A 25,160-nucleotide genomic window follows, 5' to 3' on the forward strand; every position below is an offset into this window, starting at 1 on the left:
CTGCACCTATCCCCTTCCCCCCGAATAGCGTAAAAAAGGCCCCTCTCTCCGTTAACGAAAAGGGCCTCGCCATGCCTGTCGTGATCATCGATGGACAACCGCTGCACTACCTCGACCAGGGCACCGGCCCGGCCGTTCTCCTCGGTTCCAGCTACCTGTGGGACAGCCAGATGTGGGCACCGCAGATAGAAGCCCTTTCCCAACAATACCGAGTGATCGTCCCCGAGCTATGGGGCCACGGCGAGTCCGGCCCACTGCCTGCAAGCACCGTGTCCCTGGACGACCTCGCACGCCAGCACCTGGCCCTGCTGGATCACCTGGACATTGCCCAGGTCAACCTCGTGGGTTTGTCGGTCGGCGGCATGTGGGGCGCACGCCTGGCGCTGCTGGCACCCGAGCGGGTCAACAGCCTGGTACTGATGGACACGCACCTGGGTGCCGAGCCGGAAGCCACTCGCCAGTACTATTTTTCGCTGTTCAAGATGATCGAAGATGCCGGCGCCATTCCGGAGCCGCTGCTGGATGTGGTGGCGCCGATCTTCTTCCGCCCCGGCATCGACCGGGAATCTGCCTTGTACCAGGATTTTCGCAACGCACTGAAGGTCTTTCCGAAAGAACGCCTGCTGCAAAGCATCGTGCCCCTGGGCCGGATTATCTTCAGCCGCACCGATGTGCTGGAGCAGCTTTCGCGCCTCGACACCGATACCACCCTGGTGATGTGCGGGGAGCAAGACAAGCCACGCCCACCGGCCGAATCAGAAGAAATGGCGACCTTGATCGGCTGCACACTGACGTTGATTCCGGACGCCGGGCATATCTCCAGCCGCGAAAACCCCGACTTCGTCAACGAAGCGCTGCTGACCTTCCTGGTCAACAACGCCTGACGACCCTGCCCTTTGATCACCGCAGGCCTGCGGTGATCAAAGTCGGAAGTGCCCGACCATCCCTTTAAGCTCCGTGCCCAACTGCGCCAGCTCGATGCTCGACGCCGCGTTGCCCTGCATGCTCAACGCCGATTGATCGGCACTGGCACGGATGCTGGTGACGCTGCGATTGATTTCCTCGGCCACCGAGCTTTGCTCTTCGGCCGCCGCGGCAATCTGCTGGTTCATTTGCTGGATCAGCGACACCGCCGCTGCAATGCTGCCCAGGGCACTTTCAGTTTCCAGGGCATCACTGACCGCCAGCTTCACCAATTCGCCACTCTGTTTGATCTGCTGCACCGAAGACTGTGCCGCGCTACGCAAGGTGCTCACCAGTCGCTCGATTTCCTCGGTCGATTGCTGGGTACGCTTGGCCAGTGCCCTTACCTCATCGGCCACTACCGCAAAACCACGGCCCTGCTCGCCCGCCCGGGCCGCTTCGATGGCCGCATTCAGGGCGAGCAAGTTGGTTTGTTCGGCCACGCTTTTGATCACCTCGAGTACCGTGCCGATATTCTGGATTTCCGCACTGAGGCTTTCGATGCTGGTACTGGCAGAGGTTGCGGAACTGGCCAGCAACTCGATACGTTGCAAGCTCTGGCGCACGACCTGCTGGCCGCTGTCGACCTTGTCATCCGCGGTCTGCGCAGCCTGGGCCGCTTGTTCGGCGTTACGCGCCACGTCGTGCACGGTGGCAGTCATCTGGTTCATCGCCGTGGCGACCTGTTCGGTCTCTTCCTTCTGGCTGCTGACCTCGACGTTGGTCTGCTCAGTCACGCTGGACAGCGAATGGGCCGAGCTGGCCAGTTGCTCGATACCCGCCTGCAACCCACTGACCATATTGCTCAGGCCACTGCTCATCTGCTGCATCGCCAGCATCAACTGGCCCATTTCGTCCCGACGGCTGACGTCCATGCGGCCACTGAGATCACCGGCGGCAATCTGCTGGGCCACCGCAATCACGCTGCGCAGCGGGGCGACGATCAACCGGGTGATGATCCACGCCGCAATCAGCCCGACCAGCAAGGCCAAGGCTGAAGAGCCAATGATCAGTAACGCGCTTTTCTTCAACTGCGCCTGCATCGACACGTCTTCTGCGTCATAGGCCTGATTGACCCGGGTGACCACCTCGGCAGCACGCTCGTGGAGTTGCTTATAGACCACCTTTTCCTGGGCCAGCAGGCCGGTGTACTCACCGAGTTTTTCACTGAAGGCCGCGATATGCCCGGATACCTCGTTAAGCACAGTTTGATAACCGGGATCCTTGACCGTGGTTTTCAGCTGTTCGACCTGGGCCAGGGCCTGGTCAGCCTGCTCGATCTTGCCTTGCTCGGCGTTCTCGTCATCGCCCTTGCGGCTTTGATCCAGACGCACGTGCGCTTCGTTCATGGCTTGCAGCATCAGGCGCGAGACCTGGCTGACCTGCCCCGCCTGCTCGATAAATTCGGCGCCTTCCTTGCCCTGGCTTTCCTTGAGGCCATAGGCGCCGTCGTCCGCCAGCCCGGCCTGCAACACATCGAGATTGTTGGCGACACTGGAGACCGACCAACTGGCCATTTCCAGTGCCAGGTCCTTGGTCTGGGTCAGCTCGACAAACTCATCGAACGCCTTGCGATAGGCCGCCAGCGCCTGCTCCACGTCGGTCATCACCGGGACGTTGGCGGGCGACTGGCCCTTGAGAATCGTGGCCTGGGCGGCCAATGCGTCGACGCTTTCGTGCAAGGCGTCCACCGACTTGGGGTCGGCATGCAACGCGTAGTCCTGCTCGATCAAGCGCACCTTGAGCAGGCCGCTGTTGAGCGCCGACATGGCTTTCAGGCCCTCGAAGCGCTGACCGACGGTTTGCAGCGACCACACGCCGATCGCGGCCACCAGCGCCGTCAACAGCAACACCAAGGCGAAGCCCAAGCCCAGTTTCTTTGCCATACCGAGGTTGGCAAAACGTCGTTGCACGACAGAAATCATTGCACTTGAGTCCTCTTGCAGTGGCGAATGCCATCAAGCCCGGTTTCAATGCAGCGAGATTCGCAACCCCGGGGCCCTGAACACAAGCGTTTGGCGCCACAATAATGGCAAAAAGCTACATCCTCGTCGTTTTCAGAATGGTAGAGGTCGATCCTGCCGGGCCCATGGCCTTGAACAGCGCGAGGGCGCGCTGATCTGAAGCATAGGCCACATTGATGCGCAGCCAGTCACTGTGTTCGCCCGTCGGGCTGAAAAGCGCGCCCGGCGTCAGCAACACCCCAAGCCGGCGAGCCTGCGCGTACAACGTCGAACCATCACCGACACCAGGGCGCGCCCACACAAACATGCCACCCGCAGGCACCGCGAAAACCTCCCACTCCTCGTCTTCCAGCACTTGCAGGGTGATGGCCATTTCGGTGTTCAAGCGCCGACGCAGACGTTGCACCCACTTGCGGTAGGTACCATTAGCCAGCAACGTCGCCACCACCGCCTCGGCGAACCGCGAGGTGCCGATACCGGTCATGGTCTTGACCTTGGACAACTGCGCGATGATCGCCCCGCTGGCCGTGAGATAGCCCACGCGCAAAGCGCTGCTGAGGGTCTTGGAAAAACTCGAGATATAGATCACCCGGTCCTCGTGGGGCAACGCCGACAGCCGAGTGCAGGTGGCATGTTGCAGATCGCCGTAGACGTCTTCCTCGACAATAAAGAAGTCCTGGGAATGGGCCAGTTGCAACAAGCGCTCAGCCACTCCCTGGGACAGGCTGGTACCGGTGGGGTTGTGATACAGGCTGTTGATGAACAGGCACTTGGGCCGATGCCCGAGCAACAGCGCCTCCAGTGCAGGCAGGTCCGGGCCACCGCGTGTGCGCGGCACTTCCAGCAGCTTGATACCGTGAAAGGCCAACTGGCGGTACAGGTTGCCGTAGCCCGGGCTTTCCACCACCACGGTGTCGCCGGCCTTGAGCAGTGTGCGGATCAACAGGTCCTGGGCATGGCTCGCGCCTTGGGTGATGAGGATATGGTCGACCCGGGCCGCCACATGAATGTGGGCCAGGCGCTTGAGCAACTGTTCCCGCAGCGCCGGCAGGCCCAGCGGCGTGCTGTAGTTGAAGACGGCGGCGGTATCGGTGCGGGTGACTTCACGAATCGCGTAGCTGATGTCGTCGCTTTCGCGCCAGGTGTCCGGCAGCCAGCCGCATCCCAGTTTCAGTTCACCCAGTTGATTGTCGACAAAGGCGCCCCACCCGGACTCGGCGCCCTCATACCATTGGTTTTCGCAGCGAAGGCCACGCTCGGCGGGTGGCTGGGCCACACAGAAACCCGCGCCTTGCCTTGAGGCCAGCACGCCTTGGGCAACCATCCGTTCGAACGCCTCGATCACGCTGGACTGGCTGAGCAGGTTCTCGTGGGCCAGTTGCCGAACCGAAGGCAACCGCGTCCCGGGACTGGCTCCGCTCTCGCGAATCCAGGCGGCCAACGCGCTGACGATTTGCTGCACTACCGGTACAAGGGCTTGTCGATCGATCCCTAAATCCATGAGCCACTCACTTAAACTGTTGTCATTTAACCCAAACCAGTTAAGCACAGAAGCCCAATGACAGCCGTGGTGAAGATTTATTAAATCATTGATTTAATTGGATTATTTACCTACTGATACACATTCGGCCAGGGCACCTGGCCACCTGCAGAAAAGCCTCACAGCGCCGCCAACGCTTTTCTGAATGGCATCAGCATCAGTTCCTAAATCGCGGTCGCACCACCGTCCACCGCCAATGCCTGGCCTGTGGTAAAGGCAGCGCCGTCACTGCACAGATAAAGCACCGCACTGGCGATTTCCTCGACTTTGCCAATACGCCCGACCGGGTGCATGGCGGCAGCAAATTCAGCTTTGCGCGGGTCGGCCTCATAGGCACGGCGGAACATATCGGTGTCGATCACCGCCGGGCATACCGCGTTGACGCGGATTTTCTTCTTCGCATACTCGATCGCCGCCGACTTGGTCAGGCCGATCACCGCGTGCTTGGACGCGGCATAGATGCTCATCTTCGGCGCCGCCCCAAGCCCGGCCACCGAGGCCGTGTTGACGATGGCACCACCGCCCTGGGCCAGCAGCAACGGCAGTTGATACTTCATGCACAGCCACACGCCCTTGACGTTGACGCCCATGATGGCGTCGAACTCATCCAGGCTGCCGTCGGCCAACTTGCCCTTCTCGATCTCGATCCCGGCGTTGTTGAACGCATAGTCCAACCGACCATAGGTGGCCACGGACTGCTGCATCAACTGCTGTACGTCCGCTTCGAGGGTGACATTGCAGCGTACAAACACCGCTTCGCCACCGGCCTGATGAATCAGCGCCACAGTGCCCTCGCCGCCCGCCGCGTCCAGGTCAGCAACTACAACCTTCAAGCCTTCAGCAGCAAACGCCAGCGCAGTGGCGCGGCCAATGCCCGCGGCCGCGCCGGTCACCAGGGCGACCTGGCCGGAAAATGTCATGCTCATGGTGATGTCCTTCGATGGGGATGCTGGATGACCCCAGTCTAGCCAGAGCGGCCATGGGCACGTCAGCACTATCAAACGCCCGGTTGGCGGACCATGAGCGGCAGTGATAAGGGCACCGGCGTCATTATCATTGCAGTGGATCGACGGGCATTCGCAGGTACCGCGCACCTTGCCGGTGCGGCTCGAAGGGTCTATCACTCAAGGTCCACTTCTCAAGAGTCCCAGCCATGACTGCCCAGACCAACCGCCAATTCCTGCTCGCCAAACGTCCGGTCGGCGCTGCCACGCGGGACACCTTCACCTACCAGGAAGTACCAGTGGGCACGCCCCAGGACGGGCAGGTGCTGGTGCATAACGAATACCTGTCCCTGGACCCGGCCATGCGTGGCTGGATGAACGAGGGCAAATCCTACATTCCGCCGGTAGGTATCGGCGAAGTCATGCGCGCCCTGGGCGTGGGCAAGGTCATCGCCTCGAACAACCCGAAATTTGCCGTGGGGGACTACGTCAACGGTGCCTTGGGCGTGCAGGATTACTTCGTCGGCGAGCCCCGGGTTTTCTACAAGGTCGATCCGAAACTTGCACCTTTGCCGCGCTACCTATCGGCACTGGGGATGACCGGCATGACCGCCTATTTCGCCCTGCTGGATACCGGCGCGCCCAAGGCCGGGGACACCGTGGTGATTTCTGGCGCGGCCGGTGCGGTGGGCAGCATTGCCGGGCAGATCGCCAAGATCAAAGGCTGCCGCGTGGTGGGCATCGCCGGCGGGGCCGACAAATGCAAGTTCCTGGTGGATGAGCTGGGTTTTGATGCGGCCATCGACTACAAGAACGAAGACGTGCACGCCGGCCTCAAGCGCGAGTGCCCGAAAGGTGTGGACGTGTATTTCGATAACGTCGGCGGGGACATTCTTGACGCCGTGCTCAGCCGCCTGGCGTTGAAAGCGCGCGTGGTGATCTGCGGTGCCATCAGCCAATACAACAACAAGGAAGCCGTCAAAGGGCCGGCCAATTACCTGTCATTGTTGGTCAATCGTGCGCGTATGGAAGGGTTTGTGGTGATGGACCACGCGGCGAACTTTGCCGCTGCCGGGCAGGAAATGGCCGGCTGGATGGCTCAGGGCAAGCTCAAGAGCAAGGAAGATATCGTCGAAGGACTGGAGACGTTCCCGGAGACACTGATGAAGCTGTTCAACGGTGAGAACTTTGGGAAGTTGGTACTGAAAGTCAGCTGACACACCGCAGATCGTTCTGCACACACGGTTAATGTGGGAGCCGGGCTTGCCCGCGATGCAGGCGACTCGGTGTTTCAGTGATACCGAGTCGATGCTATCGCAGGCAAGCCAGCTCCCACAGAGACCGTGGCCGCTTTAGTCAGGCGATCTCGGCAACCACCGCTGCCAGCGCCTTGGCCGGATCGGCCGCCTGGCTGATCGGGCGACCGATCACCAGGTAATCGGAACCGGCGTCCAGGGCCTGGCGCGGGGTCAGGATGCGACGTTGGTCGTCCTGGGCGCTGCCCGCCGGGCGAATCCCCGGGGTTACCAGCTGCAGCGACGGGTGGGCGGTCTTCAATGCCTGGGCTTCCAGCGCCGAGCACACCAGGCCGTCCAGGCCAGCCTTTTGCGCCAGGGCGGCGAGGCGCAGCACTTGTTCCTGTGGCTCGATGTCCAGGCCGATGCCGGCCAGGTCTTCCCGTTCCATGCTGGTCAGCACGGTCACGCCAATCAACAATGGCTGGGGGCCGCTGCGTTGATCGAGCACTTCACGGCACGCCGCCATCATGCGCAAACCGCCGGAGCAGTGCACATTGACCATCCACACGCCCATCTCGGCGGCGGCCTTGACCGCCATCGCGGTGGTGTTGGGGATATCGTGGAATTTCAGGTCGAGGAACACCTCGAAGCCTTTGTCACGCAAGGTGCCGACAATTTCCGCGGCGCAACTGGTGAACAGTTCCTTACCGACCTTGACCCGGCAAAGCTTGGGGTCCAACTGGTCAGCCAGTTTCAGTGCGGCGTCACGGGTGGGGTAATCCAGGGCGACGATGATAGGAGTCTGGCAGACGGACATTGGAATGGGCTCTCAGGCAAGTCGAAATCGGCGCGGATTGTAGCGCAAGCAGCGCGTTTGCGGGATCCGATGATCGGTAATTCGCGATTTAGCCGCCAGATTGCGGGCTCCCGAGCAATTGTGTCGAAACAGATACATTCCCGACATGCCTGCAATACCCCCGAAGATTAGCCTCGCACACGTGAACCACCGTACAGAACTTCCAGCCCCGGTGCTGGGCGCCTATGCTGAACGCAACAACCTCGCCGCCGATCCTCGGCCCGGCGGCCCACCAGGTAGATGATCGCACCATGCAAACCCTGACTCCTGTGCTGAATGACGATCAAAAAGGCTCGCTTGTGGGTGAAGACAAGCGCTGGAACACCCGTGCGCTGATCGTCGACGACGACGTGCCGATCCGCGAACTGCTGATCGATTACCTGGCGCGCTTCAATATCCTCGCCAGCGGCGTGACCGATGGCGCCGCCATGCGCCACGCCATGCAAGCCGAAACCTTCGACGTGGTGGTGCTCGACCTGATGCTGCCGGGCGAAGATGGCCTGTCGCTGTGCCGCTGGCTGCGGGCTGAATCGGACATCCCGATCCTGATGCTCACCGCCCGCTGCGAACCCACCGACCGCATCATCGGCCTGGAACTGGGGGCCGACGATTACATGTCCAAGCCCTTCGAGCCCCGCGAACTGGTGGCCCGCATCCAGACCATCCTGCGTCGCGTGCGGGATGACCGCACCGAGCAACGGGCGAATATCCGCTTCGACAACTGGCGCCTCAACAGCGTACTGCGCCAGCTGGTGGCCGACGATGGCCTGGTGGTGCCGCTGTCCAACGCCGAATTCCGTTTGCTGTGGGTGTTTATCGAGCGCCCGCGCCGGGTGTTGAGCCGCGAGCAATTGCTGGATGCGGCCCGGGGTCGCTCCATCGAAGCCTTTGATCGCAGCATTGACCTGCTGGTCTCGCGCCTGCGCCAAAAACTCGGTGACGACCCGAAGGCCCCGCAACTGATCAAGACCGTGCGCGGTGAAGGCTACCTGTTCGACGCCCGGGATATCGGCTGATGCGCAACGCCTTCAACACCCTGTTCGGGCGGCTGTTCGGTGTGTTGCTGGTGGCGATTGTGCTGGCCCACGTGCTGGCATTCTTCTGGTTTCACCATTATGGCCCGCCGCCGCCACCGCCCCACGAGACCTTCATCGAGCAGCCAGACGGCACCCTGACGCCAATGCCCAAGGAGCATCGTCGTCCCTGGTTCGGCGGGCCTGTGGTGCCGCTGACCTTCCAGTTTATCTCGCTGATCATCGCCGCCTGGTACGGTGCCAAGCTGCTCAGCCGGCCGATCCAACGCCTGAGCGCTGCGGCCGAACGACTGAGCCTGGACCTCGACAGCCCGCCGTTGAACGAGTCCGGCCCACGGGAGGCGCGGCAAGCGGCGTCGACTTTCAACCTGATGCAAAAGCGTATCCGCGAACAGGTCACCCAGCGTGCCCGCATGCTGGGCGCGGTGTCCCACGACCTGCGCACGCCGCTGTCACGGCTCAAGCTGCGCCTGGAACAGATCGAAGACACCAAGCTGCAAGGCCAGATGCGCCAGGACCTGGACGACATGATCGGCATGCTCGACGCCACCCTGAGCTACCTGCACGAGCAGCGCACCAGCGAAACCCGGCATTGGCTGGACGTGCAGGCGCTGGTGGAATCCCTGAGTGAAAACGCCCAGGACCGCGGCTCCGACGTGCAATGCAGTGGTGAATGCGCGCCGCTGCAAGTGCAACCGATGGCCCTGCGCTCGTGCCTGAACAACCTGATCGACAACGCCCTGCGCTATGCCGGCACGGCGCGTATCGAGCTGGCGGACAGCCCACAGGCGCTGGTGGTCAAGGTGATCGACCATGGGCCGGGGATTGCAGCGGATAAACGCGAGGCGGTATTTGAGCCGTTTTATCGGCTGGAAGGCTCGCGCAACCGGAACTCCGGCGGCGTGGGCTTGGGGATGACGATTTCCAAGGAAGCGGTGGAACGCCTGGGCGGAAGGTTGAGCCTGGAAGAAACGCCGGGCGGCGGCCTGACAGCGGTAATGTGGTTGCCGAGGGCGTAGGAGTTATTCCTACGCCCTGTTTGAAACATTACTGCCCGGCTTTATCTTCCCGCCGTACCTGAGCCTGGCTAGCGCTCCAGTCCGTCAGCAAGCTATAGGCTACGGCCAGCAGCGTCGGGCCGATGAACAGGCCGATGAAACCGAACGCAATCAACCCGCCAAACACCCCCAGCAGCACGATCACCAGCGGCAGGTTGCCGCCACGGCTGATCAGGTAGGGCTTGAGCACGTTGTCCACGCCACTGATGATGAATGTGCCCCACACACCCAGAAATACCGCATAGGTGTAGTCGCCCTTCCACGCCAGCCAGGCGGTGGCCGGTATCCAGATCAGCGGCGGCCCCATGGGAATCAGGCTCAGCAGGAACGTGACGATGCCCAGCACCAATGCTCCCGGCACCCCGGCAATCCAGAAGCCGATCAGCGCCAGCAGCGCTTGGGCGGCAGCGGTGCCGATCACACCGTTGACCACCCGCTGCACCGTACCCGCGACCAGTTCGATGTAGTAGCCCGCCCGGTCGCCGATCAACCGCTCCAGCAGGCGATGGACAAACATCGCCAGGCGCGGCCCGTCCCGGTAGAAAAAGAACACGAACACCAGGCTCAGGGTCAGTTCCAGGATGCCGCCACCGATCTGCGCACTGCGAGCCAGTAACCAGTTGCCCACCTGGCCCAAGTAAGGTTTCAACGTGACCATCAGCGCCGCGCCCTGCTGGTCGATGCTGTCCCACATCGCCACCAACCGCTCGCCGACAAACGGAATGGAGCCCAGCCAGGTCGGCGCCGCAGGCAAACCATCCACCTGAATATCCTTGATCAGGCCCACGGCGTCGCGTACATGGTCAGCCAGGTTGAATCCCAACCATACCAGCGGTAACGCCACCAACAGCATCCAGACCAGGGTGAGGATTCCGGCCGCCAGGGATTCGCGCCCACCCAGCCAGCGGGTGAGCAGGCGCATCACCGGCCAACTGGCAAACGCCAGTACCGCGCCCCAGAACAGCGCCGACCAGAACGGCGCCATCACCCAGAAGCTGGCACCAAACAACACCAGCAGCAGGATCTGCACCAGCAGGCGATCGTTATTGAGCATGTGGTTTCTCGAAAAGAAGTCTGTAAGAGGAAGAGCTTAGGCGAACGGCGCGGGTCCGTTCGCCCTGGAACGGTCAGCGTATCAGATGCAGGTGCAAACCCTTCGCCTCGGCGGTGCCGGTTTCCAGGCGGGCCGCACGTACGCCCTGATCGATCAAGCCCTGGCGCCATGCCTCGGCAGTGGGCCCGGTCAAACTGACCCGCAGGGTGGCATCCAGGTTCAATCCACGGGAAATAAGCGTGAGCCAGGTGGCGTCAGGTTCGGCGCCCAGCTTGGGGAAGTCCAGCTCGCCGGTGCTTTTCAGCTCCCGCAGCAGCGTGGCGGAAGTCGGCAGCAAGTCGCCCAGCGGTGCGCTGGCGTCCAGTTGCTCTACATGCAGATACGCCCGGCGATTGCCCCGGGTGATACCGTACAGCGCGACCAGGGAGTTGTCCTGAGGTGCTGCCAGACGTAGCAACAGGTATTCCTGTTGGCCGTCGGCGCCCACCAGCTTGGCGTTGCCAAAGACTTCATTGGCCCACAGGCTGCTTTCGCCGCAATCGCGGGCCTGGCACCAGAACAGCAACTGCGCGCCCTGGGCCTGCAAGGCTTCGCGGGTGGCGGTAAAGGCGGCACTGGAGGTGTGTTCAGCGGGCAGTTCGTAGGTGATGGCGGTGTTTAGCCCACGGGCGGTGGCCTGGGCTTCATAGCGCAACTGGCCGCTGATCTTGCGGATCGAGCCCAGCGGGTAGATGCGTTCTTTATCTTCGGCGGGGCGGTAGTCGACGATCTGCGCGTCGACCTGACGGGCCACAGCGGGCAAGTCCTGGCTACCCGGCACGTCGGCGGCAAACACCAGCGGGCTGAAACAGCACAGCCCCAGAATACGGATAAATCCCTTCGGCATACTCATCGGATGAGCGCGCCCTGGCCATTGGGGTGCGCTGCGGTGTTGAGATCGTTCATGGTTGACTCCCTTTCGATCCGCCCAGCCTCGGCAGTTGACCCCGCCAAGTCAAGGCGTGGAGAAGAACCGATTGAAACAGTCTGCAACAAGGGTAGCCCCTGACTCGTCGTTCAGGTGCAAATGATGGCCACCGGGCAAGGTGGTCACCTGGAACGGAAGCCCGGAAAGCAATTCGGAATGTTTCGCCAGCATGCCGTCTTCAGCGACCACCAGCTGTGTCGGACAGCCGACTCGACGGACGAAAGCCATCGCCTGTTCCTCTGTCAGGCGCATGGGGGAAGCCAGGGTCAGACGACTGTCGCTGCGCCAGGTGTAACCGCCCGGAACTGGCATAAGGCCGCGCTGGGCCAGCAGTTCGGCTGCTTCGCGGCTGACCGCCACTACGCCTTTCATCCGCGCTTCCACCGCACGATCGAGGGTGCTGTACACCGGTTTGCGCTTGTCCTGCAGGTTCAATTGCGCCTGCAACGCCATCCCAAGGCGCTCGGCGGCGTTGTCTGCGGTGCCGGTCGGCGGGATCACGCCATCAATCAATCCCAGGTGCGTTACGCGCTCCGGCAAGGCACCGGCCAACACCAGGGAAACGATGGCGCCGAGGGAGTGGCCAAGTAATGCAAAACGTTTCCATCCCAGTTGTTCGGCGACTTGCAGCACATCGTGGATGTAATCCCACAGGGAGTAACCGGCACCGACGGGGCGATGGGCCGAATGACCATGGCCGGCCATGTCCAGCGCGACGATGCGCAGGCCATGGAGTTTCGGCGCCAGGCGCGCAAAGCTGTTGGCGTTGTCCAGCCAGCCATGCAGGGCGATGACCGGCAGGCCGTCTTCAGGGCCGAACAGATGCGCCGCCAACTCGATGTGCGGCAGCGCCAGGCGGACTTCTTCGACAGGCGCAGTCATGCGCAACTGCGCTCGCGCTGGCGAGCTTCCCAGCGGGCAAACAGGTTTTTGATCAAGGTGGCGGTGTCCTGGGGGCGCTCAAGGGGAAACATGTGGCCGCCGGGCATGGTCAGCATTTCGCCCATGGGCATGCGCCCCACACCGCTGGCATGGTGACGCATCACTACCCGGCTCTGCCGACCACGCACCACCGCCAGTGGCACCTTCAGTTGCCGGGCCTGGCCGGGGCTGGTGTGGGGCACGCCACGGTAGATGCTGATCTCGGTGGCCGGATCAAAGCGCAGACGCAGGCGGTCGCCCACCTGCTCCAGGCCGTGATGCAGGTAGGCGTCAAAACAGTCGGGATCAAAGCCGCGAAACAGGGTCTTGCCGGCGAAGTACTGGCGCGCTGCCGCCAGGTCGGCGAACTCTTCACGTCGGCCCAGGGTGCGACCCGCCGGGGTCAGCCGGTCGATAAAGCCGAAGCGCTTGGCCGCACGGATCACCCAGCGATCCGCCAGGGTCAGCACCGGGGAGTCGAGCATCACCACCCCCCGATACAACTGCGGGCAACGCATGGCCGCGTGCAAGTGCAACACGCCACCCAACGAATGGCCCACGCCCCACACCGGCTCGGGTTGTTGCTCAAGGTGGTGGATCAGTTCGTCCACCAGGTTCTGCCAGTTGTCATCCACCGGAAATCGGGGGTCATGGCCGTGTTGCGGCAAATGCGCGACGGCGTACTCCGGGGCCAGGGCGGCAAACAATTTGCCGTAGGTCGCCGAAGGAAAGCCATTGGCGTGAGCGAAAAACACGTGCTGCGACATACCAGATCCATCACCGTAAACAGAGTGTTGATTCTCCCCAGACCGGACAGTCACGGCAATGACTGTAACTGCCAGGAATGATGACACTCACGCCACGCCTATCGGGCCGGCGGGTTCTCGCCCAGCGGCACCACGGCCATGGTCAGTCGCGATATGCAGCTGGCCTTGCCTTCATCGCTGGTCAGGCGGATGTCCCATACGTGGGTGGTGCGTCCGATATGAATCGGCTTGGCCACCGCCGTCACCCGCCCGCTGCGCAAACCGCGCAAGTGGTTGGCGTTGATTTCCAGGCCCACGCAATAAAACTTGCTGGCGTCGATGCACAGATAACTTGCCATGGAGCCCACGGTTTCCGCGAGTACCACCGACGCGCCGCCGTGCAGCAGGCCGTAGGGTTGATGGGTGCGGTGGTCGATCACCATGCTGGCGGTCAGGGACTCGTCGTCAAAGCTTTCGAAGCGGATATCCAGCACTTCACCGATGGTGTTTTTCTGGATTGCATTGAGTTGTTCGATATTCGGTTGGGTGCGCCACAGGCTCATTGATCGGTCCTTATTGGTTTTATGTCAGTGCTCAATCCTGCCACAGCACGGCTTCGGAGCGCGCGCTCCAGTCCAGGAACTGTGGCCCGTAGACGGCTTCAATCACGTTACGCTTGATCTTCAAGGTGGGCGTGAGGAAACCGTTTTCCACCGCCCAACTGTCTTTTACCACCACCAGCTGGCGCAAGCGCTCATGTTTATCCAGCGCCTGGTTGACCTCTTCCAGCAGGCGCTCGAGACTGCCCTGCAATGCCTGCCGCCCCTGTCCATCGGCATCTTGCAGGCCCACCACCGATAACACGCACAGGCCCATGGGCGCGCTCAAGCCATCGCCCACCACGCACACCTGTTCGATACGCGCATGTTCGGCCAGGCGGTTCTCAATCGGCGCCGGGGCCACGTATTTGCCTTTGCTGGTCTTGAAAATTTCCTTGAGCCGTCCAGTCAGCCGCAGTCGGCCATCGGCGCCCTGCTCGCCCTTGTCGCCCGTGCGCAGGAAGCCGTCGGCGGTGATGGTTTCTGCGGTTTTCACCGGGTCCTTGAAATAACCGAGCATGGTCGCGCCGCTGCGCACCTGGACTTCGCCGTCGTCACCGATGCGCACTTCAACGTCCGGGCATGGCGGGCCGATCCAGCCGATTTTCTGCTCGCCGGGGCGGCACACGTGGGAATAGCCGCAGCTTTCAGTCATGCCGTAGACCTCCAGCACATCCAGGCCGAGCCTGCGGTACCAGACCAACAGGGCTTCGGGCACGGGGGCTGCGCCGGAGAGCGCCACGCGCACAGCGTCCAGGCCCAACCCGGCGAGCACTTTGTGGCCGACTCGTTTGCCGATGAAGGGCAGGCGTAGCAAGGTGTCGAGGCGGCTTGCGGGGATTTTGCCGTAGACGCCCATCTGGAATTTGGTCCAGATGCGCGGTACGCCGAACAGTGCTGTCGGCCTGGCCCGCTTGAGGTCTGCCAGAAACGTGTCGAGGCTCTCGGCGAAAAATACGGTTTGCCCCGTGTAGATCGACGCCATCTCCACGAACATGCGTTCGGCGACGTGGCACAGCGGCAGGTAAGACAGCAGGCGGTCGCCCTCCCCCAGGCCGAACAGTTCAGTGCCGCGGATGGCCGCGAAGGCCAGGGCGCCGAAGCTGTGCATCACGCCCTTGGGCAGGCCGGTGGTGCCGGAGGTGTAGATGATAGTGGCGAGATCGGACGCTGCGGGCGCGGGGTTGTCCTGGATGGGGGAGCAAGCTTGCAGGTCGGCCCAGGTGAAATCGAATTCGCCCTCGGGGCACAGCGGCAGGCTGATGGTGGGCAGGTCGGCCTTTACTCCGGCGGACATGGCGGGCCAGTCGTCCAGTTTGCCAATGAACGCCAGCGCGGCTTCGGAGTGCTCGAGTACGTGGGCGACGGAGTCGGCGGTGAGGTTGGGGTAGAGCGGGACCGAGACGTGGCCGGCCATCCAGATGGCGAGGTCGGCGATGATCCAGTGGGCGCAGTTTTTCGAGATCAGGGCGATGTGGGAGCCCTGGGGCAGGTCGCGGGCTCGCAGCCAGTGGGCGGCGCAGCGGGCTTGGTGGCCGGCATCGGCCCAGGTGAGGGTTTGGACCTCGCCGCCTTTGATGGGTTGGACCAGAAACCGTTGGCGCGGGTGTCGCGCTTCACGTTCGAAGAAGACCTGCAACGGCAAACGAAAAGCGACAGACATGGACGCGCTCCTTTGTGTTCCGATGATCGCCAACCAAGCACTTGCTTGGGTGGACTATTTCATGGGAGCGCGGGGGGGTGCAAGTTCTGCTGTTTGGGGGTATATCCGTTATTTAGGTAACGACCGCTTATGGTTCCGCTCTTACAGCCATCCCTTTCAAGGTCTTGGTTTAAAATCCCCTAACCAATCCAGTCAGGACGGCGAAACTATGTGGGAAAAGGTTTTAGAACGGTTTGAAAAACAGGCTCCGGCCAGCGTCATGACCAAGTTGATATTAGAGCAGGCAGTAGATGCCGCTTGGGTTGACAAGGTGTTCGATGATCACCGCCAACGGCAGTACTCACGTGAGCTTTTGTTTTCAACCGTTGTTGAGCTGATGTCCCTTGTTTCATTGGGCTTGAGGCCGTCGTTGCACGCGGCGGCGCGCAAGATGGAGGGCCTTTCGGTCAGTGTTTCGGCACTCTATGACAAGATCAAGCGAACCGAACCCGAGCTGCTTCGCGCCCTCATTTCGGGCAGTGCCGAGCGTTTGATACCAACCGTCGAAACGCTCGGCCATTCATCGATCCTGCCCGGCTGGCAGTTGCGTATTGTGGATGGCAACCACTTGCCGGCCACTGAAAAACGTCTAGGCGCTCTGCGCAATGAGCGCGGCGCAGCGCGCCCAGGATTTTCAGTAGTTGCCTACGATCCGGATCTGGATTTAGTCGTTGATCTTCAGCCGTGGGAAGATGCCTACGCCAGTGAGCGAGTCAGTGTTTTACCGCTGCTGGCCCGCGCATGCGCGGGCCAGTTGTGGATGGCTGACCGGCTCTATTGCACGCTGCCCATCCTGCAAGCCTGCGAGGATACGGGGGCTTCGTTCATCGTTCGCCAACCCAGCAAGCATCCACGCCTGGTCCAGGAAAGTGAGTGGCAAGACTCAGGGACGGTCGATAGCGGAACCGTTCGCGAACAAATCATCGAAATGAAGGGTGGCCGCCGCTGGCGACGTGTTGAGTTGAGCCTGCAAACGGCGAATGACTCAGGTGATTTGGTGATGTGGTTCTGGAGCAATTTGCCCGACACCATCGGTGCCCGGCAGATAGCCGATTTATACCGTCATCGCTGGAGTATCGAGGGAATGTTTCAGCGCCTTGAGTCGGTACTGGACAGTGAAATTACAGGCCTTGGCAGCCCGAAAGCCGCGCTATTGGGCTTTGCCTCGGCGGTCCTGGCTTACAACGTTTTGTCGGTTCTCAAGCGTAGCGTTGAGCAGGCGCACCGCGAAACGCAGCCAGAGGGTTGGCAGGTTTCGATTTTCCATTTGGCGGTGCATGTTCGCAGTGATTATCAAGGCTTGCAGATCGCATTGCCTGCGGAAAATTTCCCTCTTGAAAAGACTCCGCAAGGGCTGGCAGAGCGATTGCTGGCCCTGGCAAGGATGATCAAACCTAAGTCCGTAGCAAAAAGCCCTCGTGGCCCCAAAGTAGCCAAGCCCAAGGAGTGGCTGGAAGGTAAGGCAGCACGGGCGCATGTCTCAACAGCTAGGGTGCTTAAGGCGGCCAAGTCGGATAAACGTACTTAAACATGGCCTTAAACGGACTTTTAAACGCAGACCTTGAAAGGGATGGCTCTTACAGCGGCTCACTTTTGAAAAGCGCAAAAGTAAGCAAAACGCTCTTGCCCCACCACTCGGCACCTCGCTTAGGCTCGGTGTGCCCTCACTCCGGCTTTGGACCGTGGGCCGCCGCGATGGGCCATCCTTGGCCCAGCGCGGCTAACCCGGCGTCCTGCCGGGTTACCCACGCTCCAAAGCCTGCGTTCGGCCAGCGTGGTTTAACGGGGCGCCTAAGATCAAGATCAAGATCAAGATCAACAGCAAGAGCACAGCGGCCTACCGGCCGGCTTGAGTGTTGAAGAGCAAAATCAAAAGCTAAAGCGGGCACGGTCAAATGTGGGAGCTGGCTTGCCTGCGATGGCATCACCTCGGTGTATCTGAAGAACCGAGGTGTCTGCATCGCAGGCAAGCCAGCTCCCACAGAAAAGCAGAGCTGCATCAGCTTCAGATTCGGCTTTCGCTCTGGCTTTCGCTCTGGCTTCTAACACTCAAGCCGGCCGGTAGGCCGCTGTGCTCTCGCTCTTGATCTGCTTTTGATCTTGATCTGCGGGCCCCGTTAACCACGATGGCCGCAAGTAGGCACGGTGGAGCGGGTAAATCGGCAGGGATGCCGATTTAGCCGCGCCGGGCCATGGATGGCCCGTCGCGGCGGCCCGCGGAACCGGGCCGGAGTGCGGGCATGCCGAGCCTAGGCGAGGCACCGAGTGGTGGGGCAAAGACCTTTTGGTTACTTTTGGGGCGTTTGCCAAAAGTGACCCGCTGTAAGAGCGGAACCATAGGTGGCCGTTACCGAAGAAACGGATATGTACCCAAACCCAACCTTAAGGATTCCGAACACTCAAAAGACTCATCAACCCCGCCAACGGAAAATCCCCTTCCAACTCCGCCAAACTCGCCGTACTCATAGCCTGCGGCTGCCGCAAATGCCCATGCTGCAAATAACTGATCAGCCCCCCTACAAACGGCTGATGACTAACCAACAATACATCATCATCATTATCGAGATGCTTGAGCACCTCCAGCGGATTACTCTCCGGCGTCAACCAAGACACAGTGCGAATCTCAGGCTCAAACCCCAACGCCTCACGCACCAACTGCGCCGTCTGCTGCGCCCGCACATACGGACTGGCAATAATCGCCCGCACAGGCTGCCCAATCAGATGCCCCGCACTGCGCAAAACCTCCTCGCGCCCATGGGCCGTCAAATTACGCTCAGCATCCGTACGCGCATGCCCCTCGGCCTCACCGTGACGCAACACCCACACCTTCATAGCTTGGGTTCCTCATCACGCACAGGATGCGGCGCCGGCGGCACGCTGTGAGCAGCCTCACCTTCAGGTGCACGGGGCGTCGGCCAATCAGCAAACGGCCAAGGCTTCTGATCACTATGAAAACTGCCAAACCGCCCAATCTGCGCCAGGAACTGACTCAGGCTGTCACCAAAATTCATCAGCCCCAGGTTCGGCGCGCCGTACACCAGGCGATAAACCAGTTGCACTACCACCAGCGCCCCCAGCAGAAACTGCGCCACTTGCCACACCAGGGCAAACACCAGCATCCACAGCACACGCAGGCCAATGGATTCGTACTTGGGAGCTGCTTTCGGATCGTTCATGACGCGTTCCTCAGTTGAAACCACTGGTGGAAATAAAGTCGACATCGGTCTTCGGCTCGGCCCGCATCAGCAACTCGATGACCTGGTTCAAGGTGCGCCCTTCAAACAGGATCGCGTGCAAACCCGCGACCAGCGGCATATACACCCCGACTTCCTGAGCCTTGGCCTTCAGCACCTTCAGGGTGTTGACGCCTTCGGCCACTTCGCCCAAACGCGTCACGGCGTCTTCCAGGCTCAGGCCCTGGCCGAGGGCAAAACCGACCTGATAGTTGCGGCTTTTCGGTGACGAGCAGGTGACGATCAGGTCGCCCACACCCGCCAGGCCAAGGAAGGTCATCGGGTTGGCGCCCTGGTTGACCGCAAAGCGCGTCATCTCAGCCAAGGCACGGGTGATCAGCATGCTCTTGGTGTTTTCGCCCATGCCCAGCGCAACCGCCATGCCGGCGATGATCGCGTAGACGTTTTTCAACGCCCCGCCCAGTTCGACGCCGAAGCGGTCAGCACTGGCGTAAACGCGGAAGGTGCGACCGTGCAGCACTGCCTGCACCCGCTCGCAGAGTTCTTCGTCTTCACTGGCGATCACGGTGGCGGTCAGGGCGTGCTCAGCCACTTCCCGCGCCAGGTTCGGGCCGGACAACACGCCAATGCGTGCCTCGGGGGCGATTTCTTCAAGGATTTCACTCATCAACTTGAAGGTGTGCGCCTCGATGCCCTTGGTCAGGCTGACCAGCAGCTTGCCCGCCAGCCGCTCGGCGTGGGGCGCGAGCACCGAACGCAAGGCACTGGATGGCAACGCGACGAAGCACAGGTCGCACTCGGTCAACGTCGCCAGCAAATCTGTCACCGGCTCAACAGCCGGCAGAATCTTGATGCCTTTAAGGTAACGGGGGTTTTCCCGGTTGACCCGGATGGCCTCGGCTTGCTCGGGGTCACGCATCCATTGACGCACCCGGTGACCATTTTCAGCCAGCAGATTAGCCACGGCGGTACCAAAACTTCCGCCTCCCAGGACCGCAATAGGGCGCTGTTCAGTCATATGCAATCCGTTAATCCATAGCAGTGGCGATGGCCGCATTATACGGAGCGACCCGCTTGCGGCCAGCCCCCGCGTCAATTCAAACGCTGGTCGGAAAATGCGACATTTGTGCGAAGTAATTACAGGGCCGACGACTGGCAAAAGGCCCCACCTCAGTTAACATGGGCGGCTATCCGTAATTATCAAGGCCGTGCCGTGTATTTGGGCCCTCCTCCTCGTTCATCCCTTCTGCTGACGCTGTTGTGCATGCCATGGTGCAGTGCGCCGTTGCTGGCCGACGATCTGTTCCTCGACAGCCAACCGCTGCCGCAGGTGCTGACCGCCACTCGCCTCAAGCAATCGGCCGCCGCCGTGCCCGGCAGCATGACGGTGATCGACAGCGAGTTGATCAAGGCCAGCGGTGCGCGGGATATCCCGGAACTGCTGCGGTTGGTGCCCGGAATGATGGTCGGCTACACCACCGGCAACCAGGCGGCTGTGAATTACCACGGCACCCAGGCCGGCGACGCCCGGCGCATGCAGGTGCTGATCGATGGTCGTTCGGTGTACCGCGCGGGCCTGGCGACAGTGGACTGGAGCGATATTCCGGTGGCCCTGGAAGACATCGACCGCATCGAAGTCTTCCGCGGCCCCAACACCGTCAGCTACGGTGCCAACGCGCTGATGGCGGTGGTCAACATCCTCACCCGCTCCCCAGGCAACAGCCACGGCACCCGGATGAAACTTACCCAGGGCGGCCGCGGGATCAACGACTGGTATGCCAGCCAGGGCATGGGCTGGGAAACCGGCGACCTGCGCCTGTCACTCTCCGGCCAGCAGGACGATGGTTTTGACAGCGACCGCGTGGGCGCCGACCGCCGCGACAGTCGCCGCCTGAGCCGCTTCAGCCTCGCCGTGAGCCAGACCCTGAACGCGCAGCAAAGCATCGACTGGCAACTGGACGCCAAGGAAGGCACCAACCAACGCCCGTACACCTACCAACCGGTGTTCGACGGGATTACCGAAGGCGGTACAAATTCCGACGTCAGCGCCAAGGATTACGCCGGCTCCCTGCGCTGGAACTTCGACTTCAATCCTGATCACAGCCTGTATATCCAGGGTTCGGCCCAGCAGTGGGATCGCCGGCAGATCTGGCGCGCCTGCGATGCCAAGGTCTCCTTCAGCCCGGAGTTGACCCAACTGTGGCAGCTCAATCCCAACTATGCCGAGCGGCTGGCCCGGCACATGGAGGCATACAGCAATGGCTCGGCGCCTCCTGGCAGTGCGGCTGAACAGGCCCTGGCCAATCAGGTGCTGAATCAATGGCGTGAGGGTGCGAACCAGAGCGTGTGCGGCAACATCGACCAAAGCACCAAGGAAAGCCGCTACGACCTGGAGATTCAGGACACCCTCAGCCTGTCCGACAGCCTGCGCCTGGTCAGCGGCATGAACTACCGCTACGACCGCGCCGACTCCGACACCTATTTCAACGGCACCCTGGACGACACCACCTGGCGACTGTTCGGCCACCTGGAATGGCGCGCCAGCGAACATTGGCTGCTGCAGGGCGGTGCGATGTACGAAGACACCCACCTGAGCGGCAACTCGCTGACGCCCCGAGTGGCCGTCAACTACCTGATCAACCCGCGCCACGGCCTGCGCGCGGTGTACTCCGAAGCGATCCGCTCGCCGGACATGTTCGAGAACAACGTCAACTGGAGCTACCGCGTCACCAACCTCAGCTCACCGGCCTACGGCCAGAATTCCGGTCAATATTTCGTGGTGACCCGCGGCCCGGGCGACCTCAACAAAGAGCGGATGCGCTCCCGGGAACTGGGCTACAACGGCTTTTTTGCGGATATCGGGCTGAACGTGGACGTGAAGCTGTTCTACGACGAAATCAGCGACATGGTCAGCGAGCCACTGCGCAACAACCAATACATCGCCAGCAACTCGAACAGCTCGCGTTTCACCGGCACCGAGACCCAACTCGACTGGCACATGAGCACCGCCGACCGGCTGCGACTGACCTATGCTTACGTGGACGCCAGCGCCACCAACCCTCTGGACAGACAGCAAACCGCCCGCAACAGCGGCTCGGCGGGCTGGATGCGGGAGTGGGGCCAGGGCTGGTCCAGCGCGGTGTTCTACTATGGCGACGACGCGCTCAACCAGTATCGCTTCGAACGGGTCGACCTGCGGGTGGCCAAGCGCATTGCCCTGGGCAAAGCCAACGTGGAGCTGGCCGGCATGTTGCAACAGCGTCTCGACAATCAGCCCACCACCTGGCCCGACAACAACTATGACCAACGCCACGTGCTCTACTTCAGTGCGGAGCTAGAGTTCTAGTGGACAGCGACTCGTCACGGATGACCCCCTCCTTTACCGCCCGACTCTGGCGGTGCTGTGTGTTGCTTGGGGTTTTACTGTTTGCCGCCCCGACATGGGCGGCGGATATCCTGCTGACCGCCGAGGAAGACGGCCCCGGCGTACAGACATTCGTCCAGGCCCTTGCCCAACAGCGCCCCGAAGACAGCGTGAAGTTCACCCGACTCAAAGACCTTCCCTCCCCGGCGCACTTGCCGGCCAGCACCCGCCTGATCCTGCTGGACCTGCCCAGCCTCGACTGGCGCCTGCAAGACACCCAGGGCCCGCCGACCCTGGTATTGCGCATCAGCCGCCTGCAAGCCCGCCAGCGCCTGGGTGATAGCGTGCCGCCCAAGATCAGCTTGTTGTGGAGCGACCCGCCGCTGGACCGCCAACTGCGCCTGATCAGCGGCACCCTGCCCCAGGCCCGGCGCATCGGCGTGCTCTATGGCATCGACAGTGAATTCCTGCTGCGCGAGCTGCGCCAGTACGCAGCCCCCATGGGCCTCGAGATCGTGCCCCAGCTGTGGGACAACATTAATGACAGTCGCCCGTTGCAAAGCCTGTTCAAGAACAGCGACGTCTTGCTGGGGCTGGATGATCCCCAGCTGTACAACCCGAAAACCGCGAAAAACCTGCTGCTTAGCAGCTACGCCAGGCAGTTGCCACTGGTCGGGCCTAACGCCGGGTTCGTCAAGGCCGGCAGCCTGGCCAGCACCTACAGCGATCAGGCCGACTGGCTGAACGTACTTGACCGGCTACTGGACCATGCGCCCGCCAACTGGCCACGCTCGCTGTACCCGGAACGTTTCAAAGTCGTGGGCAACCCGCAGGTTGCGCGCTCACTGGGGATCGAACAGGTGGACGAAACCAACGTCGCCGCCCGCCTGGCCGAAGGAGAAAAACGCCCATGACCTTACGTCGCCGTTGGGACATCAACACCCGAACCCAGCTCATCACCCTGGGCCCGGCACTCCTGCTGACACTGCTGTTGATCAGCTTCTTTACCTTCGTACGGATCCAGGACTTGCGCCAGGAGCTGGACCACACCGGCCAGTTGATCGCCAACCAACTGGCGCCGGCCACCGAATATGGGGTTATTTCCGGCAACAACGACGTGCTCGAAAGCCTGTTGCGGGCCACCCTGGCCACGCCCCATGTGCGCTTTCTGGAGATTCAGGACAGCTCCGAAAACATTCTGGTGTATGTCGAGCAGCCGTCAGAGAAGCATGATCGCTCGCTGTCGGTGAAAGTGTTCCAGGCGCCGATTCGCCTGCAGCATATCCAGTTGGGCAATGACTTCTTCCAGGACAGCACCACAGAACCCAAGGCTCCCCGCGCGGATTATCTGGGACGGGTGATTGTCGGCATGTCCAACGACGCGTTCAGCCAGCGCCAGCAGGAAATCCTGTTCAAGGCCGGGATTCTTGCGCTGTTCGCCCTGTTGTTTACCTTCCTGCTGGCCCGGCGCCTGGCGGCCAGCCTGTCGCAACCCATCAGCGCCATGGGCAATGCAGTCAAGGCAATCCAGCAGGGCGATTACCAGACGCCACTGCCTATCGTCGATGACTCGGAACTGGGCGACTTGTCGCGCCACATCAATAACCTGGCCGACGGTTTGAACCAGGCCAGTCGTGAACAGCACCAGGCCATGGCCCAGTTGATCCAGACCCGCGAAGAAGCCGAGCGGGCGAACAATGCCAAGTCGGACTTCCTGGCGATGATGAGCCATGAACTGCGCACGCCGATGAACGGGGTGCTGGGCATGCTGCAACTGCTGGAAACCACCGACATGACCGAGGAGCAGACCGAATACGCGGCACTGGCCTCGGAGTCCACCGAACACCTGCTGAAGGTGATCAACGACATCCTCGACTTCTCGCGCATCGAGCGCGCGGCACTGGAGCTTGAGCACATTCCGTTCGACCTGGTGGAGCTGATCAGCAGTTGCGCCCAGGCTTTCCAGCATGCCGCCCAGCAACGCGGACTGGCGCTTGAAGTACCGATCCCGCAGGGCCTGGGCTCGCTGCAAGTACAGGGCGACCCGACCCGCATCCGGCAGATCCTGGTGAACCTGATCGGCAATGCCCTCAAGTTCACTGAGCACGGCACCGTCACCGTCGAACCCCATTGGCAGACCCTGGACCATGAATTGCTGTGGTTCACCTGCACCGTGCGCGACAGCGGGATTGGCATTTCCGCCGAGCGTCTGGAACTGATGTTCGACGCGTTCCAGCAAGCCGACAGTTCCATTTCAAGACGTTACGGTGGCACCGGACTGGGCCTGCCTATTGCACGCACCCTGGCCGAACGCATGGGCGGCACCCTTCGCGCCCAGAGCCAGGAAGGCCAGGGCTCGGTATTCACCCTGGAAATCCCCCTGGCGATCTACCAGCAGAGCTTGCCGGTGCTCGTGCCGAACGCCGAAGGCAGTGCCAGCGCAGGCGAAGGCCGCAACGTATTGCTGGTGGAAGACAATCCGGTCAACCGCACGGTGGTCGAAGCCATGCTGCGCAGCCTGGGGTTCGAGGTGAGCATCGCCACCGATGGTGCCGAAGCGATTCGCAGTGCCGAGAGCCTGATTTTTACCGCGATCCTGATGGACTGCCGACTGCCGGGCATCGATGGCTACGAGGCCACCCGGCAGATTCGCCAGTTGCCCGGCTGCGCCGACCTGCCGATCATTGCCCTCACGGCCAATGCCTTGCAGGGTGACCGCGAAGCCTGTCTGGCAGCCGGAATGAACGATTACCTGGCAAAGCCGTTCAAACGCACGGATTTACAGCAAATCTTGCAGCGATGGGTGCAGTAACACGGTGCCATCAGCCAACTGCGACTGGCGTGAAAGACGAAAGTGCGGCAGTCTTAGGCACCCGAACGGGCCCGTAAACCGGCCCGGTTTATAATTTCAGTGCACAAGTGTACATTCATGACCTTGACGCTGTGACTTTCACTACAACGCAATAGTCTATGTGTAGGCTGCCGATATGAGGCATGAACGCTTCAGTCGGCCGGG

General features: G+C 61.7%; 21 protein-coding genes and 1 pseudogene. 8 read left to right on the forward strand and 14 right to left on the reverse strand.

Annotated elements, in window-relative coordinates; all coding sequences use genetic code 11:
• Positions 1–71: 71 nt before the first annotated feature.
• A complete protein-coding gene (locus tag JFU58_RS00675; RefSeq protein ID WP_201139691.1) occupies positions 72–884 on the forward strand; it encodes an alpha/beta fold hydrolase in 813 nt (270 codons plus the stop codon).
• 36 nt (positions 885–920) lie between these two features.
• On the opposite strand, the gene JFU58_RS32490 is transcribed toward JFU58_RS00675, so the two are convergent.
• From JFU58_RS32490 to JFU58_RS00690, 4 genes and pseudogenes are all read right to left on the reverse strand, one after another.
• Positions 921–1,802 (reverse strand): methyl-accepting chemotaxis protein, encoded by an 882-nt coding sequence (locus tag JFU58_RS32490; RefSeq protein ID WP_421549623.1) that lies wholly within the window; start codon positions 1,800–1,802, stop codon positions 921–923.
• A pseudogene (locus JFU58_RS32495) lies at positions 1,782–2,888 on the reverse strand (HAMP domain-containing protein); the annotation flags it as partial. The gene JFU58_RS32490 and the pseudogene JFU58_RS32495, both read right to left, overlap by 21 nt.
• A 115-nt stretch (positions 2,889–3,003) precedes the next feature.
• Complete coding sequence (locus JFU58_RS00685) at positions 3,004–4,428, reverse strand: aminotransferase-like domain-containing protein (RefSeq protein ID WP_201139693.1); 1,425 nt, start codon at positions 4,426–4,428, stop codon at positions 3,004–3,006.
• A 203-nt stretch (positions 4,429–4,631) separates the two neighbouring features.
• Positions 4,632–5,393, reverse strand: a complete 762-nt coding sequence (locus tag JFU58_RS00690; protein ID WP_177026583.1) for an SDR family oxidoreductase — start codon at positions 5,391–5,393, stop codon at positions 4,632–4,634.
• Positions 5,394–5,620: 227 nt separating this feature from the next.
• Between JFU58_RS00690 and JFU58_RS00695 the strand changes: the two genes are divergently transcribed.
• Positions 5,621–6,628 (forward strand): NADP-dependent oxidoreductase, encoded by a 1,008-nt coding sequence (locus JFU58_RS00695; RefSeq protein ID WP_201139694.1) that lies wholly within the window; start codon positions 5,621–5,623, stop codon positions 6,626–6,628.
• Between the two features lie 139 nt (positions 6,629–6,767).
• Here the strand turns inward: JFU58_RS00695 and pyrF are convergent, their stop codons facing one another.
• Complete coding sequence (gene pyrF / locus JFU58_RS00700; protein WP_063028243.1) at positions 6,768–7,466, reverse strand: orotidine-5'-phosphate decarboxylase; 699 nt, start codon at positions 7,464–7,466, stop codon at positions 6,768–6,770.
• 290 nt (positions 7,467–7,756) lie between these two features.
• Here pyrF and JFU58_RS00705 point away from each other — a divergent pair, with 290 nt between their 5' ends.
• On the forward strand, positions 7,757–8,521 hold the full coding sequence (locus tag JFU58_RS00705) for a response regulator (RefSeq protein ID WP_063033925.1): 765 nt from the start codon (positions 7,757–7,759) through the stop codon (positions 8,519–8,521).
• Positions 8,521–9,558 carry a sensor histidine kinase gene (locus JFU58_RS00710; protein ID WP_063028241.1) on the forward strand — a complete coding sequence of 346 codons (1,038 nt, stop codon included), beginning with the start codon at positions 8,521–8,523 and terminating at the stop codon, positions 9,556–9,558. The genes JFU58_RS00705 and JFU58_RS00710 overlap by 1 nt, the downstream gene beginning before the upstream one ends.
• Before the next feature lie 28 nt (positions 9,559–9,586).
• Here JFU58_RS00710 and JFU58_RS00715 read toward each other — a convergent pair whose 3' ends face one another.
• The 6 genes from JFU58_RS00715 to JFU58_RS00740 form a co-directional block, all read right to left on the reverse strand.
• Positions 9,587–10,651: an AI-2E family transporter gene (locus tag JFU58_RS00715; RefSeq protein ID WP_063028239.1), complete on the reverse strand. Its 1,065-nt coding sequence runs from the start codon at positions 10,649–10,651 to the stop codon at positions 9,587–9,589.
• A gap of 73 nt (positions 10,652–10,724) precedes the next feature.
• Positions 10,725–11,543 (reverse strand): DUF4892 domain-containing protein, encoded by an 819-nt coding sequence (locus JFU58_RS00720; RefSeq protein WP_177071977.1) that lies wholly within the window; start codon positions 11,541–11,543, stop codon positions 10,725–10,727.
• 102 nt (positions 11,544–11,645) lie between these two features.
• Positions 11,646–12,500: an alpha/beta hydrolase gene (locus JFU58_RS00725; RefSeq protein ID WP_093207610.1), complete on the reverse strand. Its 855-nt coding sequence runs from the start codon at positions 12,498–12,500 to the stop codon at positions 11,646–11,648.
• A complete protein-coding gene (locus tag JFU58_RS00730; protein ID WP_063028233.1) occupies positions 12,497–13,306 on the reverse strand; it encodes an alpha/beta fold hydrolase in 810 nt (269 codons plus the stop codon). The genes JFU58_RS00725 and JFU58_RS00730 overlap by 4 nt, the downstream gene beginning before the upstream one ends.
• A 98-nt stretch (positions 13,307–13,404) precedes the next feature.
• Entirely contained in the window at positions 13,405–13,848 is a 444-nt protein-coding gene (locus tag JFU58_RS00735; protein WP_063028231.1) for a hotdog fold thioesterase, read from the reverse strand.
• Positions 13,849–13,879: 31 nt separating this feature from the next.
• Positions 13,880–15,547, reverse strand: coding sequence for an AMP-binding protein (locus JFU58_RS00740; RefSeq protein ID WP_201139695.1), 1,668 nt, complete (start codon positions 15,545–15,547; stop codon positions 13,880–13,882).
• Positions 15,548–15,806: 259 nt separating this feature from the next.
• Between JFU58_RS00740 and JFU58_RS00745 the strand changes: the two genes are divergently transcribed.
• Entirely contained in the window at positions 15,807–17,114 is a 1,308-nt protein-coding gene (locus JFU58_RS00745) for an IS4 family transposase (protein WP_201139778.1), read from the forward strand.
• An 854-nt stretch (positions 17,115–17,968) separates the two neighbouring features.
• Here the strand turns inward: JFU58_RS00745 and sixA are convergent.
• From sixA to JFU58_RS00760, 3 genes are read right to left on the reverse strand one after another with little or no spacing between them, the layout of a single operon-like run.
• Positions 17,969–18,418, reverse strand: a complete 450-nt coding sequence (gene sixA, locus JFU58_RS00750) for a phosphohistidine phosphatase SixA (RefSeq protein ID WP_063028227.1) — start codon at positions 18,416–18,418, stop codon at positions 17,969–17,971.
• Positions 18,415–18,762 (reverse strand): DUF4389 domain-containing protein, encoded by a 348-nt coding sequence (locus tag JFU58_RS00755; RefSeq protein WP_063028225.1) that lies wholly within the window; start codon positions 18,760–18,762, stop codon positions 18,415–18,417. The genes sixA and JFU58_RS00755 overlap by 4 nt, the downstream gene beginning before the upstream one ends.
• 10 nt (positions 18,763–18,772) lie before the next feature.
• Positions 18,773–19,798, reverse strand: a complete 1,026-nt coding sequence (locus JFU58_RS00760) for an NAD(P)H-dependent glycerol-3-phosphate dehydrogenase (protein ID WP_017480199.1) — start codon at positions 19,796–19,798, stop codon at positions 18,773–18,775.
• A 195-nt stretch (positions 19,799–19,993) separates the two neighbouring features.
• Here JFU58_RS00760 and JFU58_RS00765 point away from each other — a divergent pair, with 195 nt between their 5' ends.
• From JFU58_RS00765 to JFU58_RS00775, 3 genes are read left to right on the forward strand one after another with little or no spacing between them, the layout of a single operon-like run.
• On the forward strand, positions 19,994–22,126 hold the full coding sequence (locus JFU58_RS00765; protein ID WP_177072119.1) for a TonB-dependent receptor domain-containing protein: 2,133 nt from the start codon (positions 19,994–19,996) through the stop codon (positions 22,124–22,126).
• 20 nt (positions 22,127–22,146) lie between these two features.
• Complete coding sequence (locus JFU58_RS00770; RefSeq protein ID WP_201139696.1) at positions 22,147–23,058, forward strand: ABC transporter substrate-binding protein; 912 nt, start codon at positions 22,147–22,149, stop codon at positions 23,056–23,058.
• Positions 23,055–24,956 carry an ATP-binding protein gene (locus tag JFU58_RS00775; protein WP_201139697.1) on the forward strand — a complete coding sequence of 634 codons (1,902 nt, stop codon included), beginning with the start codon at positions 23,055–23,057 and terminating at the stop codon, positions 24,954–24,956. The genes JFU58_RS00770 and JFU58_RS00775 overlap by 4 nt, the downstream gene beginning before the upstream one ends.
• Positions 24,957–25,160 lie beyond the last annotated feature (204 nt).

The sequence above is a fragment of the Pseudomonas sp. TH34 genome (assembly GCF_016650865.1).
In the GTDB taxonomy this organism is placed as follows: domain Bacteria; phylum Pseudomonadota; class Gammaproteobacteria; order Pseudomonadales; family Pseudomonadaceae; genus Aquipseudomonas; species Aquipseudomonas yamanorum.

Bases quoted from the DNA above. Each gene is read 5' to 3' on its own strand.
- JFU58_RS00675 (WP_201139691.1), top strand. From the start codon at position 72: ATGCCTGTCGTGATCATCGATGGACAACCGCTGCACTACCTCGACCAG.
- JFU58_RS32490 (WP_421549623.1), bottom strand. From the start codon at position 1,802: ATGCTGGCGATGCAGCAGATGAGCAGTGGCCTGAGCAATATGGTCAGT.
- JFU58_RS00685 (WP_201139693.1), bottom strand. From the start codon at position 4,428: ATGGATTTAGGGATCGATCGACAAGCCCTTGTACCGGTAGTGCAGCAA.
- JFU58_RS00690 (WP_177026583.1), bottom strand. From the start codon at position 5,393: ATGAGCATGACATTTTCCGGCCAGGTCGCCCTGGTGACCGGCGCGGCC.
- JFU58_RS00695 (WP_201139694.1), top strand. From the start codon at position 5,621: ATGACTGCCCAGACCAACCGCCAATTCCTGCTCGCCAAACGTCCGGTC.
- pyrF (WP_063028243.1), bottom strand. From the start codon at position 7,466: ATGTCCGTCTGCCAGACTCCTATCATCGTCGCCCTGGATTACCCCACC.
- JFU58_RS00705 (WP_063033925.1), top strand. From the start codon at position 7,757: ATGCAAACCCTGACTCCTGTGCTGAATGACGATCAAAAAGGCTCGCTT.
- JFU58_RS00710 (WP_063028241.1), top strand. From the start codon at position 8,521: ATGCGCAACGCCTTCAACACCCTGTTCGGGCGGCTGTTCGGTGTGTTG.
- JFU58_RS00715 (WP_063028239.1), bottom strand. From the start codon at position 10,651: ATGCTCAATAACGATCGCCTGCTGGTGCAGATCCTGCTGCTGGTGTTG.
- JFU58_RS00720 (WP_177071977.1), bottom strand. From the start codon at position 11,543: ATGAGTATGCCGAAGGGATTTATCCGTATTCTGGGGCTGTGCTGTTTC.
- JFU58_RS00725 (WP_093207610.1), bottom strand. From the start codon at position 12,500: ATGACTGCGCCTGTCGAAGAAGTCCGCCTGGCGCTGCCGCACATCGAG.
- JFU58_RS00730 (WP_063028233.1), bottom strand. From the start codon at position 13,306: ATGTCGCAGCACGTGTTTTTCGCTCACGCCAATGGCTTTCCTTCGGCG.
- JFU58_RS00735 (WP_063028231.1), bottom strand. From the start codon at position 13,848: ATGAGCCTGTGGCGCACCCAACCGAATATCGAACAACTCAATGCAATC.
- JFU58_RS00740 (WP_201139695.1), bottom strand. From the start codon at position 15,547: ATGTCTGTCGCTTTTCGTTTGCCGTTGCAGGTCTTCTTCGAACGTGAA.
- JFU58_RS00745 (WP_201139778.1), top strand. From the start codon at position 15,807: ATGACCAAGTTGATATTAGAGCAGGCAGTAGATGCCGCTTGGGTTGAC.
- sixA (WP_063028227.1), bottom strand. From the start codon at position 18,418: ATGAAGGTGTGGGTGTTGCGTCACGGTGAGGCCGAGGGGCATGCGCGT.
- JFU58_RS00755 (WP_063028225.1), bottom strand. From the start codon at position 18,762: ATGAACGATCCGAAAGCAGCTCCCAAGTACGAATCCATTGGCCTGCGT.
- JFU58_RS00760 (WP_017480199.1), bottom strand. From the start codon at position 19,798: ATGACTGAACAGCGCCCTATTGCGGTCCTGGGAGGCGGAAGTTTTGGT.
- JFU58_RS00770 (WP_201139696.1), top strand. From the start codon at position 22,147: ATGACCCCCTCCTTTACCGCCCGACTCTGGCGGTGCTGTGTGTTGCTT.
- JFU58_RS00775 (WP_201139697.1), top strand. From the start codon at position 23,055: ATGACCTTACGTCGCCGTTGGGACATCAACACCCGAACCCAGCTCATC.